Genomic DNA, 18818 nt, shown 5'->3' with positions numbered 1-18818 from the left:
CTGTTGCTTTTTTACACTTTTCAATGTATAATCCTAATGAAAATAAATTTTAAATTAGGTGATTTTATGAAAAATAATAAAAAAGATAATATTCTTTATATAATTTTTGCATTTTTGGGAACTCTCCCTGCATTATTTTTAAATATTTTTCCAATCTTATTTTGGGGAATATTCCTATTTTTTATGATACTTTTGTGTCTTTCTCTAGGAACATTTGGTATTTTTATCATAATAGCAATGATAATTACTGTTATAATATCAGCAGTTTATATTTTTGGAGGCAAATAGTCTCCATTTTTTTATTCCTTGCTTTCCTCATACCTCATTTCTGCTTCCTGTATCAGTTCCTCTGCTCTTGTCTGCCAATATTCCAGTTCATACAGGCTACAAGACATTAGTGTCTCATAGCTCATATTTAAACTGCTTTTATATTCATTTGAAAAATTCAATGCTTCAAGAATATCAGTTACTGTATCAAGCAGCTGTATTATTTCTGGTCTTCTTTCTTCATTTCTTCCTCTTGTACTTCCGTTTCCTCTATCACGAAGTTCTCTGTATCGTCTGCTGAACCCAAGCCTGTGTTCAAAAAACCCTTAGTTTTATTCAAAACTTTTATATAATCAGTCCCTTTAAGCCCAAGCAAGTCGCCATATTTGATTCCGCTAGCTTTTGATGCAACCGTTAAAGCCCAGCCATCTTCAAGCTCCTTTACTGTTGCCCCTTTATTCCTTGCCTTATATTCTTTCTCTGCAAAAACTAAATCTTGCCCTGATAACTCTTCTAAATCTAATACAATTTCCTTAACATTTTTTGCTCCAAATTTATATTCTCTTCTTAATTTAATTACTTCTGCCATTTTATATCCTCCTAAATTTTTACATCAATCCTAACAGTCTTCTGATTTTTCCATTAGTTTCTCCATTTATATTACTAATTCTATTAAATACATCAAGAAGTGCTATTTCTTTACCATCTATCATCACTTTATAATAACTTAATGATAAATCAAGCGATGCTTCAAGTTTATTTCCTGGTTTTAATTTTGGTCCGTCAAACTTTTTAAGCATCCCTTTAAAAGTTACATCTATTCCTATGTAAGTTGGTGCGTGCGTTATTTTATTCATTTTTTGAATTACACCTTTACATTCAATCATTAACTCTCCTTCGTTATTAAAATTCAAAAGAGTTTCATCAATGCATTCCATTTTTATTTTTGCTTCCAGCTTTTTATAGTGCCCTGTAAGCACAGCATCGTATTCTGACACCATTCCAATTTGATTTAAACTTACAGTTGCCGTTTCCAAATTAGGCAGCTCCACTTCACCGATTCCTACCAGGTTATTTTGACCATTGATAAATATTTCAACATCGTTTAACGCTACTGGTATATTTGCTTTTCCCATTTTTTAACCTCCTAACTTCCTAAATTATTTGCAAACGCCTGTAAAGCATCCACGTCGTATTTTTTCTTAAATGTCATGGATTTTAACCCTGGAGCAATTCCAAGTTTTATAATCCAAGTAACATCTCCATTTATTACATTTGTTAAATTATTATCTTCTTCTGATAATACAGCCTCTGCAGCAAGGAAATGATTAGCCGCAACAAGTCCATTTAACCTTATGTTCATAGATTTTGTAATAGTTTCAGCCAATTTAAGTGTAAATCTCTTATCTATGCTATTGAAATAACTAATTACTAATTCATTTCCTATATACTTGAACATTCTACGAGTATAGCCAAATTTGTCTTTCGGATCTGTTGCTAGAGGATTCTTTGCTGTTTCAGTTCCCCAGCAACGCCACCCTTTAAAGTTTATTGCCGTTACAGCTCCGTTTTTATTCAAAAAGTTCGCTTGTTGTTCCTTATCTAGCATTATTTCTTCAAAATTTCCACTTGAATTTTTATATGCTAAGGCATCTATCTTATAAGCATGGTTTGAAGGTGCTTGCGATGGAATGTTGTCGTTTTCTGAATCCACTTTTAATGATAACGCTCCATAGTGGATAGAGTGAAAATACACATTTCCTGATAGTTTCGGGTAACCGTATAAAATTACCTGATCTTCTGACAATATATTTTCACTGTCTTTCCAAGATACGATTTCATCATATCTTTTATCCGCGGGTGCATTTATCAAAGCTACTGCCTCAAACATTCCTGAATTTATATTTTTAGCTTTTGTTGCCATTACAGCCGCTACTGCACTGTCGTTTGAAAAATCTGGAACATCAATGAATGCTGGAAGTTCTGAAAATTTCAAATACACTTCATCAACCAAATCAAGCCCAGTTCTCTGCATTGTGTTAATGTTATATCCACCAATTGCTTCTTCTTTTTTCACTTTTGTTAAATCCACTTCATAATATTCAATATCAATTTTATTATTATTTGGTGCAGTTGCATAAATTTCCAGTCCTTCTTCTGTCCATAAATATCTTGCATCCGATATTTCAGAACTTGTCGAATTATCTTTTATAACAAGAGTGTCTGTTATAATTTTGTGGTTTTTCACAAGCACTTTCCCGCTTTTCATTTCCAGCCCCTGTGCTGTTTTTTTGTTATCAGACTTGTGTTTATCCAAATCTAAGATATTTACGACAAACAAAGGTGCTACTGCATAAAGCTCAAAAAATACTTTTACTGCCTGAGAAATACTGAAGTCTAAATCATAAGTATCTCCAAAGTATTCAAGGGCTTCTCTTAACGTTCCAATTCTCACAACTTCATTAGTTTTCCTTTTTCCCTTTTTAACCTTATGAATTGGTGCCATTCCCACGATAAAATGCCCATAATCGAGCGTAACAGGCAAATTTATATCACTTGCCGCCTCTGTCTGATACGTTCCGTGTTTATACGCCATCATTTTCTCCTTTCACACTTTCTAAAAGTTCATCTGTTAGTTGCTCAAGCAAGATTTCATTCTTTTCTGCAAAAGGTAAATCATCTGCTTTAATAAGCAATTTTTCAAGTAAAGGATATTTTTTTCTTATTTCTTCAATTTCTTCTCCAAAATATATCCCGCTCTTGTTAAGTCTCACATCAGGCAAATCAATATTCTTGCCTATATAAACATATCTTGTTTCTGTTTCCATTTTTCCTCCTATAAATTTGTATATTCTGACACAATAGGTTCTGCATAAGCTGTAAATTTTAACCTAGAATAAAAATATGGATTAGCCTGATCACTATAAAAAGCAACCTTGATTTCTTTATTCTGTTCCAATACAAACTCTGCATTTCCGATATTATTTTTAACCCTTGTTGTTTCTTCAAGAAGTTTTCCAGCTATATATCTAGCCATTTCTAAATTTTTTAGATAATCCTCTTCCTTTTCCTCTTTTGTCCCAACCCAAATTTCAAAATCAGAAAAAGCATTATAATAGTCAACACCAGCTCTATCTTGTCTGAATTCTAATGCTCTTAAAATAACAAACGGAAAATAATCATTCGTCTTTTTCCCATTCTCCCTATCTTCAAAACTGTTCGAAGGTAAGAAACCTCTATAAACATTAAATCCTTTTTCTTCCATTATCTTTTTAAGAAACTCATAAATCTTCTTTTCTGTATGAATCATTATTCCAATATCCTTCCAAGTTCGTGATCTATTCTTATATTAAATTTCTCTTCCATAAATCCTTGTAAATAATCAAGGATACTTAATTCTCCAAGCATTTGAGGAGCAGATGGTCCCATTCTACGTTTTATTGGCAAAGATTTTCCTGTTTCTCTTGTAAATGCCCCCAATCTTCCATCAGAATAAGCGATAAAGGCGTTTGGTAAATCTCCACCTTCTCCTTTTTTGACTACTGCTGAAACCATTGTTTTTCTTCTTGTTTTTGGATTTAATTTGAAATGATCTAACCCAATCATTCCCCCTTTTGAATTTATTTTTCCAACCAAGTTTCCTGGATTGGCATTAAATACGTTTATTGATTCTGCCAATTTTCCTCTTGCAACAGTATACATTGCAGTAGTTCTTCTCATTTGCTCCGTTTTCGTCATTGCAAGAGAACGATTTACTGCAAATGCCACAGCTTTTGGAAATTTATCAGGAAATTGACTCAATGCACTTTTTACTTTTTCTAGTTGATGCGGATCTAATTTTATATCAAACATTTAGACCTCCTCATATTTCACCAAATCTATCTCATGTATTCCCATATCAAATTTACTTAGCATAACTTCATAAGTTTCTCCATCCAATGTCATCATTTCCCCAGGATGTGGCTTAATTCTTAAATCCTTTTCTCCAACAAAGACTGTAAATCCTTCCTGAAAAGTTCCTTCTTCCTGTGTAATAAGTCCATTTTTCTGTTTATTCTGAAATTTTTCCTCATCAATCACACATTTAATTTCACGTCCATTAAAAGTGTGTGTTGTACCAAATTCATCAATATTCAAAAATACATTTCCAATATCATTGGCAACCATTTCTTTAAAATTCATAGATTATCACCTATTTATTTTTATTCTTTTTATCTCCTTTATCATCTTTTTCTGTATCTTGATTATCTTCATCAACTAAAGTTTTAGATACTACTTTTTCAGTAGTATCCGTTATTTCTTCAATCAATTCTCTTTCAATACAACTTTTTACAACTGATTTTTCTAAAATATCCACTTCTGCCCCTGCTTCATAACTAACTCCGCTATAAATCAAAGGCTTTAATGCTTTATACTTCATCACAACCTCCTATTTAACCTTCAGTATTTTTATAGCTTCTATGTCATAAACTACTGGAAGCGGTCTTGATTCTGTTCTAATTTCCACTGTATTTGATTTTGAATCTTCATCAGTAAATACTGAACGCTCTGCCACAATAATTCCTTGTTTTACATCCGCTGCTGGTCCATAGACAATCGTATTGTTGCTTGGTGCTAGCAAAACTTTACCTTCAGGGATAAGTGGCTTATTTTCATACGTTTTACCATCAGCTTTTAATACAGAATGTTGTGATTGATAAGAATAAATAGGCAATCCAAATGGTGCAAGAGTTCCAATATAGATTGCTCCACCTGCAACTTCTCTAGGATTGATTTCTCCCGCATGATAATTTCTAATATCCAGTAATTTCTGAATTTTTTCATTTTCTACAAATAATTTTGCAGCCACAGGATCCATTAAAATCATTTCAGGTCTTAATCCTGTAGTTTCCCCAATTTTTGTTATAGCTGCCTGTAAATCTCCAATTATATCTGCATTAGGCTGTGTCCATAAAGTAGCAGGAGTAATTTCTTCAACTGTTCCAAATTTAATTTCTCCTTTTATTCCTTCACCTTCCACAACAACTTTTCCATTAAACAATGCTTCAGTACACATAATTTCTTCACGTCTTGTAATTTGTTCCTCAAATTCTGCAAACGATTCAGCAAGCAAGTCCGCTTTTCTTTCTTCAGGACTTTTTCCACCATATATAGTTTCCCCTGCCGTTTTATTAAAAAATAACTCGAAAGCTGAAAAAGTTCTTTTTGGTGCTACTTTTGGAGCTTGAAAAAATTTACTTTCGTAAGTGTTTTTTACCATTTCTGTTCCTGGAATAAATTCAGATACAAAAGGTGCTACAAGCTGTCTTCCTTTTCTAAATTCTATTTCCATTTTTTGATTTTCTGATGTTTTCCTGTTTTTAAAAAAATTATCTCTAATAAATGATTTTGGTCTAATTACATTCTGGTCATACAACCCGATAAATTCTATTACTGCTGGCATTATTCCTTACCTCCTAATCCTTTTATTACAATTCCTTTATCTCTAGCCGCTTTTGTAAACTCCGCTTTTTGTGTACCTGCTTTCACATTTAATCCCTCAAAAATAAATTCCCCTGAAATAGCTACAGTTGTTTTAGTTTTTGCCGTTGTTCCGTCAGCATTTTCCATAACTATTCCAAATAAATCAGTTCCATCTGAAAGTTCAGCACCTGCATTTACAGCGTCTCCTCTTTTTACATTCTTACCTTGTGGCACTTCAAATTCCATATATTTATGCCCTGTACCACTTAAAAACTGTTCGCTGGCATATTCGTTGCCTTTTGTTACAAAATCCATTATTTGCCCTCCTCTGTTTTTTTATTCATTAAAGAAAAAATGTTTGAAATATTCACTCCCATAAATTTTTTCTCTTCATTATTTTCCGCTGTACCATTATTTGGAACTGGCGGTGTAAAATTATTTTGACTATCATTCTTAATATTTTGTAATTTCTTAATTCTTTCTTCCTTCTGTTTATTCAAAATATTTACTGCCAATACACTAGCTTCTACTGGCTCATTATATTTAGCATTTTCAATAAGTTCAGAATAATTTGATACATCCAAGTTATCAATTTCTCTCATTCTTTCCCTTTCTTTGGTTATTCCAGCTTCCTTACCTTCATTAAAGATTTGATTGTAAAGTTCTGGAAATTTGTTTTTTAACTCTTCTAACGTCATATTTCCTCCTTCATTTTTCTGATTTTCTGTCGAATTTAATATATCTCTAAATTTATCAGCTATTTCTTCAGGACTTCCTGTACTATTTACAGAAATATTTATAATTCTTGAATCTTGATTTTTCTTTTCTTTAAAATTTTTAAATCTTGAAATATCAAAAGCCATATTGTTTATAATCAATTTATTCTCAATAACTTCTTTTTCCACACTTTCATCTAATATTTCATCAACAAATCCATATTCCTTAGCTTCTTCTGCACTCATCCAAGTTTCGTTATCCATTAATTCCGACAACGTTTCCTTGTCAGTCTTTGCTTTATTTAGATATGTCTCAATAATGCTATTTTTAACTTTATTTAACATTTCAAGTGTTTTTTGCATATCTTGATTATTTCCGTAAGCGAAAGTTATTGGATTATGTACCATAAATAAAGCATTTTTAGGCATTCTTACAGTATCACAAGCACTTGTTATGATAGTTGCAGCACTTGCTGCCAATCCATCTATATTTGCTGTTATTTTAGCCTTATGATTTTTAAGAGTATTCGCTATTGCTACAGCACTAAATACACTCCCTCCCGGACTATTTATGTGCAAAGTTATATTTTCCACATCCCCAAGATTTTCAATATCCTGTTTAAACGCCTTATCAGATATATCATCCCAATATTCATCACTTCCAATGCTCCCATAAAGTATCAGTTCAGCTGATTTTTCCTCATCATTCTTCATCACGTTCCAAAATTTGAGTTGTTTCGGCATTCAATACCACTCCTTTCTCTGTTAATAATTTATTTTCCTTTGCCAAAATTCTTATATTCTGCTCAAAATCTCCTCCATTAAGTTCGGCTGTTTCTCTCGTCCTAGTCGATAATCCATTATTGATTCTTATAACTGCCGCATTAGCCTCTTTCAACGGATCTATTTGCCCTTGAGATGGTCCGTTCCATTGAGAGCCACACCACGCTTTATCTATAAGAAAATCAGTTCCATAATTTTTAAGTTCAACTCTACCTAACAAATACGCTTCGTTTAACCATTCTTCATAAATAGGCTGGGTAAAATTCTCTACAAACCATTCACGCCTTTTCCTAAACATTTTCCACGCTTCCAGAAGTGCTGCACGACTTGCTGAATAACTTGCCGTAAAATGCTTTATTAAAAGTTCATAAGGAACTTCCAAAGCACTTCCTATTTGTCTTAGAATACTTGTAACAAAAGGATCAAATTGAGCATTAGGTCTTCCTGGATTAGTAGCTTTTGCTTTTTCTCCTGGATTAAGCCCTACAACCATTCCTGGTGCAAGTTCTATAGTAGTTTCATCTTCCGAATCTACCAGCAAATCATTTTCGACTGCTTCAAGTTCACCTACATCAGCACCGCTCGAATTCTCGGCTTCACTTTCAATAAAAATTGCATACATTCCGCTTATAACTGCTGCCATTAGTTCGGCTTCGGTATAATTTCCAAGCTGCTTTAAATTCTCAATAACTGGAGATAATATTGGAATTCCCCTTACCTGTTCAGGTCTTTCTGTGAAAAGTAGATGTATTATATTTTTTTGATTTTCACTTCCATAAACTTTTACAAATTTTTCACTTACTCCCCCAGTTGCGTCTAATGGATGTTCAGACGAAACATAATAGCCTTCTATTCTTCCATTTTTATCTATTTTCACACCTTCGACTACACTTTTATCTGAAATCAGATTGTTTGGAGTGTATATTCTGTCAGGTTCTAAAATTTCCAGTTTCAAACTGTATGGATTTTTTGGAGTTTCAAAATAATTCAATTTTATAAAGCATTCTCCATTCATTAATACTGTCAAAAATACAAGTTCCTGAATCTGATAAAAGTTCATAGTCCCTAGATTATCAATCTTGTCTTTCGACCAAAGCTCAAATTCTTTTTCTATCAAACTTTCTATAGTTTCTGCCTCTTCATCACTAATACCTATTGTCTCATTATCAATAGCAGACTTTAATTTTAATCCGCTCCCAACAACATTTGTATTAATAGTTTTCAATGCACCAGTAGCCACAGAAGTTCCCATATATAAATCTCTCGAACGTTCAATCAACTTTTTACGGTTCTTATAAATATCCTTTTTTACTCCACCACCAGCACTTTGCCAGCCTAGCATTGATTTTTTAGTAGTTGAAGCACCGTGATTTGAATATCCAGTATTAAGAATTTCTAATTTTCTTCTTGCTTGAAATCTTTTAAGTCCTTTTTCTGGATTAAATGCCGTTACCAATTTATCAATAAAATTCATAAAACACCTCCTTTTCTGCTAAAGATTTCTAGGCACACCTCTTCTCACTTTCCTGTTGCCTTTGCCATTTATTTTTTGAAGTTCATTTTCCCAGTAAGCTCTTCCTTTTCTTATTGCATCTATTCCCATTCGAGTAAGTTCCCTAGTTCCAATTTTATAACTAGTTCCAGCCAAAGCTGCTCGTTCAGCTTTGCCGTATTCAACTATCATTTCTAAAATATATTCTCTTGAATAATTTGATTTTCCCATTTTCTAAATTCCTTTCGACAATATTTTTCTTTTTGTTTGCACTTTTGGTCTTTCTGTAACATCAATCAAATATTTTTTACTCAAATCAGGATTAGCTATTTTTAACGCAGCATAAGCATAATTTCTAATATCCAACGGTTCATTCCTTTTAGTTCCTGTAACAACCCACTTAGTTTTTCTTACTCCTTTTTCAAAAGTTGTAATCTTAACTTCTGCAGTCAATCCTTTAAAGTATGTTTCATCATACCCTCTTTCTGCATTATCTGGAAAATGCATATATCTTGGTCCAGGTAAATCAATTCTCAATCTGGCCATAATAGTTTCTTTCCCTGTATCAGTATTTAATACAAATAGCGAAATTTGTCCTTTATTTGTTTTTGTTGGTCTAGTAATAAAAGGCTTCCCTTCAACACTTCCACCCTTTACTCCAAAAATTCTCTTAATCTCACGAGGTTTCACAAATCCATAAGTTGACATAGTATGATTTCCTCCTGTATCAATACAGGTACATATTATTTTTATTTTCTGTCCATTAGCATAGGTAAATTCAGTATCCAAAAACCTTTCAAGCTGATTCCACACATGAGTTTCAGCAGGATTTCCTATGAATACTTTATAATAAATCCCCCAACTTTCTTCATCAGCTCCCCAACCTACAACTTCACATTCCAATCTATCATCTTGAACATCAACTCCCGCAGTCAAAACGTTTACGTTTTCAGGAATTTCGCAGCCATAATGTTCTTTTCTGTGAGATATTTTTTCAAAATCCATTTTATCTCTTTTTTCCTCAAAAGTTTCACCTAATGCAGTATTAGTGAAAACCTTCATAAGTTGAACATCGCCTTTAGATTCCTTGAATTTTTTTATTATACTTTTCCAAGTCGAAAAAGGACTATACAATTCGTTAATATGAAATCCTCTTACTGCTTTCGGATCAATTTCAACATTTCCTGCAATCCATTCTCCCTCTTTCATATTCTTTTTCCACTCATATTCACTTGAAACTTCAAGGCAATCTTGACATTTGTGTCCAATATTTTCAAAAACAATATTTTTCCATTCCAATCTTTGCATTGTTCCACATTTTGGACAAGGGATATAATATTCTTCCTGTGTACTGTTTTCATACTCCTGTTCTATTCTTGATTCCCCTCTTACTGTTGGCGTACTTGTTAAAACAATTTTTTTGTTCCAAAATGTTTTTGTTCTCTCAATTGCTAAATTTAACGGATCACCTTCACCCTTTACATCATTTGGAAATCTATCAATCTCATCTGCCAATAATATCCGTATTGGTCTACTCGCAAGTTCAGCTGCTGAATTACTTCCAGTTAAAATAATATATCCACCTGGAAAATCTTTTTGAGTTTTAGTATCTCTTGACGTTTCATTTTCAATTATTTTACTTTTTAATTGTGGTGTACTAAGTATCATGTCATTTAATCTTGTTGTTGCAAAATCTTCTGCCATTTTTTGAGTCGGCATTAAAAACATTATAGGAGCAGGGTCATAATCTGCATGATGTCCAAAAGTATTCAATAAAAGTTCTGTTTTGGATAATTGAGCTCCATACATCATTATCACTTTTTCTGTTTGTTTATCAGATATTGCTTTCATTACTTCTCTCTGAAACGGTACTCTATCAGTATTCCACCTACCTGGTTCCGCAGAAGTTTTGGAACTTAATATTCTATAATTGTCTGCCCATTCATCAATCGTTAATTTTGGCGGTGGCTTTAATACCGAAATAATTTTTTTAAACAAATTATTTGCTTTTTTTAGGTCTGCCTCTCTTTTTCGGATTGTCATTTTTCTCTTCCTTTAAATTTTTTTTAATTGATTTAGTGTTTGAATCCTCTTCATCCTCATCTTCATCAATATAATTTTTACTTTTAAACATTTCAGGACTATATTCACTTAATTCTGTCAAAGTATCAGATATTCCTGTTAAAATGATGTCCTGTATTTCTCCCAAGTTATCACAAGCAATTACAGCAGGTGCTAATTTATTAGGCAATGAAAGCAATTTTCCCTTTATATTGACAAGCATACTCGTCATTACTTCTTCAATTACTCCCGCCGGATGTAATTGATTCTTTAACTCCGATATTTTTAAGGCTTTCAATTCTGTATCTTTTTTTATTTTCTTTATTTCTTCCCTAATTTTTTCATCTTTCAAATCTACATCTGCATCATTTTTTAACTCCAGATACTCAATATATGAATGAATACTTTCCAAAAATAAATATTTATTTTGTCCGTTTTTTTTGATAACATTTTCCTCTGCCAAACGCCTTAGATGCCTTTCGCTCAAATTCAATATTTTAGCCAGCACAACACCTTTTACAATCTCGTCATATTTTGCTTCCATTTCCACCTCCTATCGGACAGGACATAAACTTAAAAAAAATTAATATCGGGATGTTTTTCGGGACTCGCAAGACCCACAGGGCAAAAAAGTCTCTCCAAAGTACCTTTTTTATTTTTTTGATATTTTGTCTTTTATCTTCTGTGTCATTCGCCTAACCTCTTTATCCATTTCTCTTTTCTTTCTCAAGCTCTCTCTACATCTATCAAGATACATATTATATATTTTTATCTTTACACTATCTATTTTTGTATCCAGTTCATCATTTATATTCTCAAGGTTTTCTAAAAGAGTAAGGCCCTCATCAATACTTTTCTCTATATATTTTTGTAGCCATCTTTTTATTAAACTTGTAAGAATTATCAAATACAACTGGTATTACTAAATAATAAAATATAATTGCCATGATCATCATATCTTTAAATCCTTTTTTATTTTTTGAAAAAAAAAGAGCCACTAAACAAATAGACTATTTCTAATCTATCTATTCAGTAGCTCACTCATCTGAGGTTTATCTTGCTCTGTTTTTATTATTAAATTTTCTTACTGTATATTCTTTTCCAGTGATTTTACCTTTTTTTAATACTAATGTTATTTTTATATCATCTTGATATTCTTTTGATTTTTTCAAATCCTCAAGTAAATATAAAATTTCTTCATCTTTTAATAATTCTGTTATATCTTCTTTTGTAAATTCTTTGTTATTCACATTACCTCCTAATTATACCTTATTCTGTTGATTTTTTCAATCCCATTTTTTTAAAATATTCCTCTTTTAGTTCTTCTACACTCATTTTATTCACTTTGTCGAATTCCAAAATTTTATTTTTAAATTTTTCAAATTCACTTTCCAATTTTTCTATTAATTCGTCCGGATCTGTTTCTTTGTAATCCCATCCACTATCACCAGAAAATGATTTTGTGCTAATAATTTAAATTCCCTATTTTTGTATTCAACATAAACCACAAAATTTTTAAGTATAACTTCATCTTCAATTCCATAACTAATTTCAAATTTTCTATTTCCCATAAAATTTTTGATTAATTCCTTAAACTCTTTATAAATCAAATAATCTAAATTAATTTTTCCCACGGTTTTTCCCTTCTTGTTTCTTATTTATATCTATTGTATCATTTTTACACTCTAATCGCAAAAAAACTTATAATACGAATCAAACAATAAATTACAAATAAATTTATAGACATACCAATTAAAAATCCTCTTATGCTTGTTATTCTAAATTTAAATACCACTATATTCTTTTTAAATCTTATTACTAGGTTATAAACAAACCACACTAATATTAAAACAAATGCTACAGTAAGAAGGGCATTTATAACTCTCATTATTATATTTAACATATCTAATCCTCTTCATCAAACTTCATTAAATCATCATCATTGTATATAAGCAAGGCTATGAGCACAAATATTCTTGCTATACATTTTAAAATATATCTAATTCCTGAATATAACATTTATCCCCCAAAATTTTAAATTCTTTTTCTTATTTCCTCTACACATTTTTTTATACCTTTCAAACAATCTCTAATCATATTGTCAGCACAATCATAATTTTTACGTCCACAAGTTGATAACCGTAAACAATATGCACCCATTTCATCTACCGTCAATCTAACCAACACTTCTAAATTATCTAAAAAGTTTTCTATATTTTTATTTTCCTGATATGCTTCACACATTTTTCTTATTTGCTTTTCCATTTGTTTCAAATAAAATTCAACTGTTTCATAAGCTGTAGTAAATTCCTTTATTCTTACTTTCTCAAAATAAACACGATAAATTTCATGCATTTTTTTAGCAACACTAATATGGGATTTTATTTCATTTGAATAACCGTTTATTTTTCTTTCTTTTATAGTTTCACCAAGTAAATATCCCTTTAAATAACTATACGTTTCTTCAAATTCTCTTACAATTTCTTCTTCCGATAAAAACTCCATCCCATTTGCTCCAACAAAATTAGATAATCGTATATATAGAGTGAAGGTATCACTATCATCAATTTTAAATGAAATTTTTAATCGATCTATCCCATACAGATCACTTTCCTCTTTTATTTCCAAATCACTAATCGGTTCGTCTTTCAAAATTTCAGACAACTCTTTTATTTTTCTTCCAAATAATTCTATGTATTTCATATTAACTCCTTATCCCTAATTGATTATTTCAAGTTCATTTTTTATATCTTGTGGTATATTATTTTTCCATAGATAACTATTTTTCAAAATAAACTGATTGTATTGAATCGCTATATTATTTGCTCTTATCTTTGCTTGTAAGGCTATTTCCTTATTATCATCTTTCATAGACAAATAAATTTGCTTATCACTTTCATAACTGCTTACCATTGCTCTTGCAGTATCTTCCACTTTTTTCAATCTGTCATATCTTTGTCTGTCATTCTGTTTTTCTAATTCATAGTCTATTTTATTAAACCAACTATTTATCCCTAAAAAAGGATTGCAGGCTGTCATAGATAGCCCACAAATAATTAATATAAATATTTTTTTCATTTCATTCCCCTTTATTTTTCAAATTTAACAACTGTATTTCCCACTTTCATTGGAATATCTGTATACACGTATATTCCTGTCCACTCAATATATTTCCCATCTGGAGTAAAGAAAAATACCCCGTTATCATTTTCTCCATAACTTCCATCTACATCAGGAATCCAATTATTTTTACAGCTATAGTTACTTGAAGGATTACATTCATATAATTCACTATCCGGAGTTAAAAAACTATTTAAACTTGACACTTTTCCATCTACTACAAAACTTCCAACTATTCCACCATTTTCTGTAAATAATGTTATATATCCTAACGGACGTTTTACAGCACTTGGTAAATTTAATGCTTTTTCACGCTGTCCATTTACCCAGTAGGCCCTTTTTATTAAATTATATCTTTCTAAACTATAATCAATATCACTAGGTGTTGCTTGATTGCCTGCTAACTTATCACCTATTTTTAAAGTATTCTCTTTATCATTTTTTGTATCATTCCCAAAATTTTCTTCATCACAGCTTGTAACTAATACTCCTAAAATCATCACAATTAATAGTAATTTTTTCATTCCTATTCCTCCGCTTTCCATATTTTATAAATTTCATTACCTATTCCTACACCAAACACGACAGATAATATTATTTTTGCTAATTCTAAAAAGTCTTTTGCATTCGATATAATTTTACTTGCTATATATACGACTATTAAACAAAATATTGTTCCCATTATTTTCCTTACCATATTTCCTCCTAATCTTTTTCTAATTCAATCGGCTTTCCACGACTTTCATTTTTCTTTATAAATACTACATTTTTACACATCATCCCAGCCAAAACGACTTTCTGCGACTGAACTTTATTGAACATATAGACGCTTTACAAATTCTTTACTGTATCCTCCTATCTTCTTTGATGTCTGTAGTCTTTTCTCTCTTCTCATTTTAATTATTCTAGTTCTCACTCCTAAAACTGTTCTATCCAAATCCTTTGCTAGTTCCCTGGCTGTTTTCTCTTTATAATTTTCTAAAATATATTTTTCTTCTTCAGATGTCCAAATTTTAAAATTATTTTTTCTCACAAGACTGTACGAATTTGTAGTTTTATAATATCTAGTAAGAAAGTTAGATATACTATAGAATGTCCTTCCAAGAGTTCCAGCTATCTGTTTTTTTGTGTATCCTGACTCAAACATTTTGATTATTTTTTGTTTTTCTATTTCTGAAAATTCTTTTTTATATCTATAATCACTGTATTTATTGGCTATATAGCCTATTCTTCTAAAATTTTTTCCAGTAATTTCAGCTATTTCCTTTAATTCCAGCTTTTCGACTTCTCTTAAATATTTAATTTCTTTGATTTCTTCCAAAGTCACATCATTCATTTGTCCCCTTTCTCTTGCCTTTATTTTGTTTTTCAAAAAATTCTAATATAATTTCAAAAAAAGTTTATCTCTTCTTTTTGAATTACTAATCTCAAATAAATTTATAATTTCATCATCAGTCAAATTGTTACTATCAAAATTCACTTTATACACATTCATTTTTCTACACTGATTTGTATTCATCTTCACAATATAATATTTTAAACATCTTTTTCTCCTGATTATTCAAATATTAAACTTTTACTTTTATTCTATTTTCCAAACTTTCTATTCTGTTATTTAATGTTTCAACAATATCAATTAATTCATTAATCGCTTCTTGACTATCTTTACTTGTGTCATTTACTGCACCAGCTCCAGCACACAATTCTCCCATCATTCTATAATACCTCCTGATATCATCATCACTATATCCTTTTTTTACTAAAGAATTTATAATTTCTATCGTTTCTTCTGCGGCTTTTAATTCTTTACTCATTTTTATATTTCCTTTCAAATTTTATTTTGTAATAAACTGTTTCAAATTTGGCCTAAAAAAATTAGGCCCTTTTATTATCTTACCGTCTTCACGAAATATCGGTTTTCCATCTTTACCAAGTTTACTCATATTGCTTTTATGAACTTCTTCAAATGCTTCAGGTAAAATTACATCAAATCCATTTTTTACTTCTAATTTAAAAAGATACTCCGTTTCTTTATCTCCCAAAAAAAATATTTTATTTGCAATCTTTTCTATATCACCTTTATTTTTCTCAAGTAGTGTCCCAATGTGGATATAATACATATCACAAACAGCATCTAACATTTCTACTCTATCCTTATTTTTTTCTGCCACTTCATATTCTTTAAATTCTTCATCAAACAATTTTTTTCTTAATTCCATTCTTTCAGTAGTCATTTCCTTTTCCAAAAATTCCTGCTGTCCAAATGTTATATAAAACTCTTTTACAAGTTTAACTAATTTTTCCCATTGTTCCATTTTTTCTACTTTCACTTCCTTAATCTCACAAATTTTTACTAATTCTTTCATATTCTTTTTCACTTTCTTCTTCATTTTTGAAAGTAATTACTGAATATCTCAAAGATTTCTTTTTTACTATTATTTTATTTTTATATCTTTTAATTTCATTAATCTCATCTTTTCTAAATATACTATCTCTAATTTTTATAAACATTCTTTATTACCTCTTTTTAAAATAATTTTTGTTGCTCAATTGTTTTATCCTTTTCAAACAAATTATCAGGACATAATTTTAATAATTCTTTATTTTCATAAATATTTCCAACTACCTCACAATTTTTCAAAGTTCCAACATTTGTACATGGCCTAGAATTATCTTTTTTTGAAAAATTAACACTCCAACTTGAAATCTCTTTTCTATAAATAATTTGAAAATATTTTTTTCCGTACTTTATAATATCTCCTTCAAATATCTCTTTATTATTTTTATCTCTATGTTCTATAGAAAAATTTAATATATACAATTTAGAATCTATATCTAATATTTTATTTTCTTTTGTTATTTTAAAAATCTTACCAGCATTATCTACGAATATTCCATCCTTAATAAATTCTTCTTTAACCTTATCCCAAATTCTAAATCTCACACTAACCTTCTTCCTTTTTTTCAAATATAAATATTACATTCGTAAAAACACTTTCTTCATTCCCTAACTTCATTAAATTTTCTGATACATCTACTCCTAAAACTTTACAGATCTGTTTGTATACATCTAAATTATCAGTTTCAATTTTTAACACATATTTATCCATTTATCCTCCTATATATTTTCTATAGTTTCTATTATTTCATCAATCCATTTTTCATTTTTAAGTTTTCCCAAAACCAATTCTGTTTTCAGTTTTAATAACAACATTTTTTTTGAAAACCAGTCTGTATTTTCTTCTAAAAATTTTATATTATGTATTAAATTTTTCTTATACTTAAAAGGGAAAATCCTCATCATCTTCTGTTTCATCATAATCATTTTTGTTACTTTGATTATTTACAGTATTTTTACTTTCAACAAATTCAAAACTATTTGCTAATACTCTTGTAAATCTCCGTTTTTCACCATTTTTCTCATAATCACTTACACTCAAACGCCCTTGTATAAGAATTTTACTTCCTTTTTTAAAACATTCAGCAATCGTTTCAGCAGTCTTTTCCCATGCTATACAGTCAATAAATTCCGCTTCATTCTTATTTTTCTGTACAGCTAATGTGAAACTAGCATATGCTTTTCCACTTGATGTATATTTTAATTCTGGATTTCTTACCATTCTTCCCATTAGTATCACTATATTCATAATCTATATTCCTTTCTTTTTCAACTCATACAATTTCTCAACAGAATACTCTAAGGCCCTTTCCAATTTATTTTCTGGAATTTCCCAACTAAAACATAAAATTTCTTTTATATCTTTCCTGTTTCTCCTTACAAATTTTCCCAGCTCCTTGTATTCTGTTGTTTTTATTTCATTATCATTTATTTTTAGACAATATAGTTTAATTTTCACTCTTTATTCCTTTATTATTTATCCCATCACCTTTCTGTAAGCATTTTTTGCACTTTCTTCATCAGAATCAATATAAATTTGTGTTGTTTCTATCTTTTTATGCCCCATTAACCTTTGAATATCTTCTATTGCCATTCCACGTTTTGATGCTATTGTTGCAAATGTTCGTCTGAATCGGTGAGGATGTATTTTTTTTATCCCTAAACTTCTTCCTAATTCTCTTATCAAAATTTCTACTCCAGAAATTTCCAACGGTTTATACGGGTGCATTGAACTTAAAAATAATTTTTCTCCGCTTTTCTCTGTCATTTGCCTTACTTCTAAATATTCTCTTAGTGCTAGTTCAGTGGCAGCATCGAAATAAATCATTCTTTCCTTATTACCTTTTTCAAATGTTACAGCACTTCTATTTTCTAAATCTACATCACTCGTTTTCAGATTTACAAGTCCACCTATTCTTATACCGCTTGAAAGTAATAATTCAAATATTGCCCTATTTCTTTTAGAATTAATCTTACCGTATCTAGTTTTATCATTTCCTGATTTCATTATTGCATTTCTCATTACTTCTATATCAATGTCATCTATAGCTTTTTTTCTTTTTACAGGCTCTTTTACCTTTTTTACTTTCTTTGAAGGGTTTCTCAGTAAAATTTCCTGTTCCTGCATCCAAGAATAAAAGCTGCTTATAATTCTTCTGATATTATTAACAGTAACTGGGCTTACTTTATGCTCGAATTGTTTTTTTGCTAAATACATTTTAATATCATTATCTGTAATTTCCACAAAATTTTTATTAACTGCTTTTGCAAAAGTAATTAGGGTTGCTCTATAATATATTAATGTTTTGTCTGATAAATTTTCTGATTTTTTTGTCATCAAAAACATTCTAAGCAAGTTTTCGTCAGAATTTCTATCCACTTTTACAAGTGCATTTTCCCTCTTCTTTAAAACTTCAAGAAGTTTAAATTCTATAAATCTCACATCTTCATTGTTAAATCTTTTAAAAAGCATTTCTTTAAATTCAAAAATTTCATCATTTGTCATTCTCGTCTCCTT

Annotated in this window: 32 protein-coding genes; 1 reads left to right on the top strand and 31 read right to left on the bottom strand. The window is 30.2% G+C overall.

The genetic code is table 11. The features are described 5' to 3' along the window. The first annotated feature begins 66 nt into the window (after positions 1-66). Entirely contained in the window at positions 67-288 is a 222-nt protein-coding gene (locus tag BQ5344_RS07685; protein ID WP_071124839.1) for a hypothetical protein, read from the top strand. Between the two features lie 199 nt (positions 289-487). Here the strand turns inward: BQ5344_RS07685 and BQ5344_RS07680 are convergent, their stop codons facing one another. From BQ5344_RS07680 to BQ5344_RS07535, 31 genes are all read right to left on the bottom strand, one after another. Continuing rightward, a complete protein-coding gene (locus tag BQ5344_RS07680) occupies positions 488-856 on the bottom strand; it encodes a hypothetical protein (protein ID WP_071124838.1) in 369 nt (122 codons plus the stop codon). A 19-nt stretch (positions 857-875) separates the two neighbouring features. Next, positions 876-1403 carry a phage major tail tube protein gene (locus tag BQ5344_RS07675; protein ID WP_071124837.1) on the bottom strand — a complete coding sequence of 176 codons (528 nt, stop codon included), beginning with the start codon at positions 1401-1403 and terminating at the stop codon, positions 876-878. 11 nt (positions 1404-1414) lie between these two features. After that, positions 1415-2863: a phage tail sheath protein gene (locus tag BQ5344_RS07670; protein WP_071124836.1), complete on the bottom strand. Its 1449-nt coding sequence runs from the start codon at positions 2861-2863 to the stop codon at positions 1415-1417. Further along, entirely contained in the window at positions 2853-3095 is a 243-nt protein-coding gene (locus BQ5344_RS07665; RefSeq protein ID WP_071124835.1) for a hypothetical protein, read from the bottom strand. Before BQ5344_RS07665 ends, BQ5344_RS07670 begins: the two co-directional genes overlap by 11 nt. An 8-nt stretch (positions 3096-3103) precedes the next feature. Then, positions 3104-3577, bottom strand: coding sequence for a hypothetical protein (locus tag BQ5344_RS07660; RefSeq protein ID WP_071124834.1), 474 nt, complete (start codon positions 3575-3577; stop codon positions 3104-3106). Continuing rightward, a complete protein-coding gene (locus tag BQ5344_RS07655; protein ID WP_071124833.1) occupies positions 3577-4119 on the bottom strand; it encodes a hypothetical protein in 543 nt (180 codons plus the stop codon). Before BQ5344_RS07655 ends, BQ5344_RS07660 begins: the two co-directional genes overlap by 1 nt. Then, entirely contained in the window at positions 4120-4449 is a 330-nt protein-coding gene (locus BQ5344_RS07650; protein WP_071124832.1) for a hypothetical protein, read from the bottom strand. Between the two features lie 10 nt (positions 4450-4459). Then, a complete protein-coding gene (locus tag BQ5344_RS07645; RefSeq protein WP_071124831.1) occupies positions 4460-4687 on the bottom strand; it encodes a GTP-binding protein LepA in 228 nt (75 codons plus the stop codon). Positions 4688-4696: 9 nt separating this feature from the next. Beyond that, the gene (locus tag BQ5344_RS07640) at positions 4697-5710 is read right to left on the bottom strand and encodes a major capsid protein (protein WP_071124830.1); all 1014 of its coding nucleotides are present in this window, start codon (positions 5708-5710) and stop codon (positions 4697-4699) included. After that, entirely contained in the window at positions 5710-6045 is a 336-nt protein-coding gene (locus tag BQ5344_RS07635; RefSeq protein ID WP_071124829.1) for a hypothetical protein, read from the bottom strand. The genes BQ5344_RS07640 and BQ5344_RS07635 overlap by 1 nt, the downstream gene beginning before the upstream one ends. Continuing rightward, the gene (locus BQ5344_RS07630; protein ID WP_071124828.1) at positions 6045-7190 is read right to left on the bottom strand and encodes a head maturation protease, ClpP-related; all 1146 of its coding nucleotides are present in this window, start codon (positions 7188-7190) and stop codon (positions 6045-6047) included. The genes BQ5344_RS07635 and BQ5344_RS07630 overlap by 1 nt, the downstream gene beginning before the upstream one ends. Further along, positions 7150-8703 carry a phage portal protein gene (locus tag BQ5344_RS07625; RefSeq protein ID WP_071124827.1) on the bottom strand — a complete coding sequence of 518 codons (1554 nt, stop codon included), beginning with the start codon at positions 8701-8703 and terminating at the stop codon, positions 7150-7152. Before BQ5344_RS07625 ends, BQ5344_RS07630 begins: the two co-directional genes overlap by 41 nt. A gap of 18 nt (positions 8704-8721) precedes the next feature. Then, on the bottom strand, positions 8722-8952 hold the full coding sequence (locus BQ5344_RS07620; protein WP_071124826.1) for a DUF6148 family protein: 231 nt from the start codon (positions 8950-8952) through the stop codon (positions 8722-8724). A gap of 3 nt (positions 8953-8955) precedes the next feature. After that, positions 8956-10764, bottom strand: coding sequence for a phage terminase large subunit family protein (locus tag BQ5344_RS07615; RefSeq protein WP_071124825.1), 1809 nt, complete (start codon positions 10762-10764; stop codon positions 8956-8958). Continuing rightward, positions 10721-11326, bottom strand: coding sequence for a MerR family transcriptional regulator (locus BQ5344_RS07610; RefSeq protein ID WP_071124824.1), 606 nt, complete (start codon positions 11324-11326; stop codon positions 10721-10723). The genes BQ5344_RS07615 and BQ5344_RS07610 overlap by 44 nt, the downstream gene beginning before the upstream one ends. 108 nt (positions 11327-11434) lie before the next feature. Further along, positions 11435-11695 (bottom strand): hypothetical protein, encoded by a 261-nt coding sequence (locus BQ5344_RS07605; protein WP_158663014.1) that lies wholly within the window; start codon positions 11693-11695, stop codon positions 11435-11437. 139 nt (positions 11696-11834) lie between these two features. Then, a complete protein-coding gene (locus BQ5344_RS07600) occupies positions 11835-12032 on the bottom strand; it encodes a hypothetical protein (protein ID WP_021744358.1) in 198 nt (65 codons plus the stop codon). 153 nt (positions 12033-12185) lie between these two features. Then, complete coding sequence (locus tag BQ5344_RS07595; protein WP_071124822.1) at positions 12186-12416, bottom strand: hypothetical protein; 231 nt, start codon at positions 12414-12416, stop codon at positions 12186-12188. Between the two features lie 400 nt (positions 12417-12816). Beyond that, entirely contained in the window at positions 12817-13485 is a 669-nt protein-coding gene (locus BQ5344_RS07585; protein ID WP_071124821.1) for a hypothetical protein, read from the bottom strand. A gap of 15 nt (positions 13486-13500) precedes the next feature. Further along, a complete protein-coding gene (locus BQ5344_RS07580; RefSeq protein ID WP_071124820.1) occupies positions 13501-13860 on the bottom strand; it encodes a hypothetical protein in 360 nt (119 codons plus the stop codon). An 11-nt stretch (positions 13861-13871) separates the two neighbouring features. Beyond that, a complete protein-coding gene (locus BQ5344_RS07575; protein WP_071124819.1) occupies positions 13872-14426 on the bottom strand; it encodes a hypothetical protein in 555 nt (184 codons plus the stop codon). A 2-nt stretch (positions 14427-14428) separates the two neighbouring features. Next, entirely contained in the window at positions 14429-14599 is a 171-nt protein-coding gene (locus tag BQ5344_RS12205; RefSeq protein ID WP_158663013.1) for a hypothetical protein, read from the bottom strand. Between the two features lie 114 nt (positions 14600-14713). Then, positions 14714-15238 (bottom strand): hypothetical protein, encoded by a 525-nt coding sequence (locus BQ5344_RS07570; RefSeq protein ID WP_158663012.1) that lies wholly within the window; start codon positions 15236-15238, stop codon positions 14714-14716. 232 nt (positions 15239-15470) lie between these two features. Further along, on the bottom strand, positions 15471-15716 hold the full coding sequence (locus tag BQ5344_RS07565) for a hypothetical protein (protein ID WP_071124817.1): 246 nt from the start codon (positions 15714-15716) through the stop codon (positions 15471-15473). A gap of 21 nt (positions 15717-15737) precedes the next feature. Continuing rightward, complete coding sequence (locus tag BQ5344_RS07560) at positions 15738-16268, bottom strand: nucleoside triphosphate pyrophosphohydrolase family protein (RefSeq protein WP_071124816.1); 531 nt, start codon at positions 16266-16268, stop codon at positions 15738-15740. Beyond that, positions 16243-16413 carry a hypothetical protein gene (locus tag BQ5344_RS12200; protein WP_158663011.1) on the bottom strand — a complete coding sequence of 57 codons (171 nt, stop codon included), beginning with the start codon at positions 16411-16413 and terminating at the stop codon, positions 16243-16245. The genes BQ5344_RS07560 and BQ5344_RS12200 overlap by 26 nt, the downstream gene beginning before the upstream one ends. Before the next feature lie 16 nt (positions 16414-16429). Continuing rightward, positions 16430-16846, bottom strand: coding sequence for a YopX family protein (locus BQ5344_RS07555; protein WP_071124815.1), 417 nt, complete (start codon positions 16844-16846; stop codon positions 16430-16432). A 1-nt stretch (position 16847) separates the two neighbouring features. Then, the gene (locus BQ5344_RS12295) at positions 16848-17012 is read right to left on the bottom strand and encodes a hypothetical protein (protein WP_162840183.1); all 165 of its coding nucleotides are present in this window, start codon (positions 17010-17012) and stop codon (positions 16848-16850) included. Positions 17013-17183: 171 nt separating this feature from the next. Next, positions 17184-17549, bottom strand: coding sequence for a single-stranded DNA-binding protein (locus BQ5344_RS07545; RefSeq protein WP_071124813.1), 366 nt, complete (start codon positions 17547-17549; stop codon positions 17184-17186). Between the two features lie 3 nt (positions 17550-17552). Further along, positions 17553-17759 carry a hypothetical protein gene (locus tag BQ5344_RS07540; protein ID WP_071124812.1) on the bottom strand — a complete coding sequence of 69 codons (207 nt, stop codon included), beginning with the start codon at positions 17757-17759 and terminating at the stop codon, positions 17553-17555. An 18-nt stretch (positions 17760-17777) separates the two neighbouring features. Continuing rightward, a complete protein-coding gene (locus BQ5344_RS07535; protein ID WP_071124811.1) occupies positions 17778-18806 on the bottom strand; it encodes a tyrosine-type recombinase/integrase in 1029 nt (342 codons plus the stop codon). Positions 18807-18818: the final 12 nt, after the last annotated feature.

It is taken from the genome of Leptotrichia massiliensis (assembly GCF_900104625.1).
In the GTDB taxonomy this organism is placed as follows: Bacteria; Fusobacteriota; Fusobacteriia; order Fusobacteriales; family Leptotrichiaceae; genus Leptotrichia; species Leptotrichia massiliensis.
This window is presented reverse-complemented; position numbering and strand designations above follow the sequence as displayed.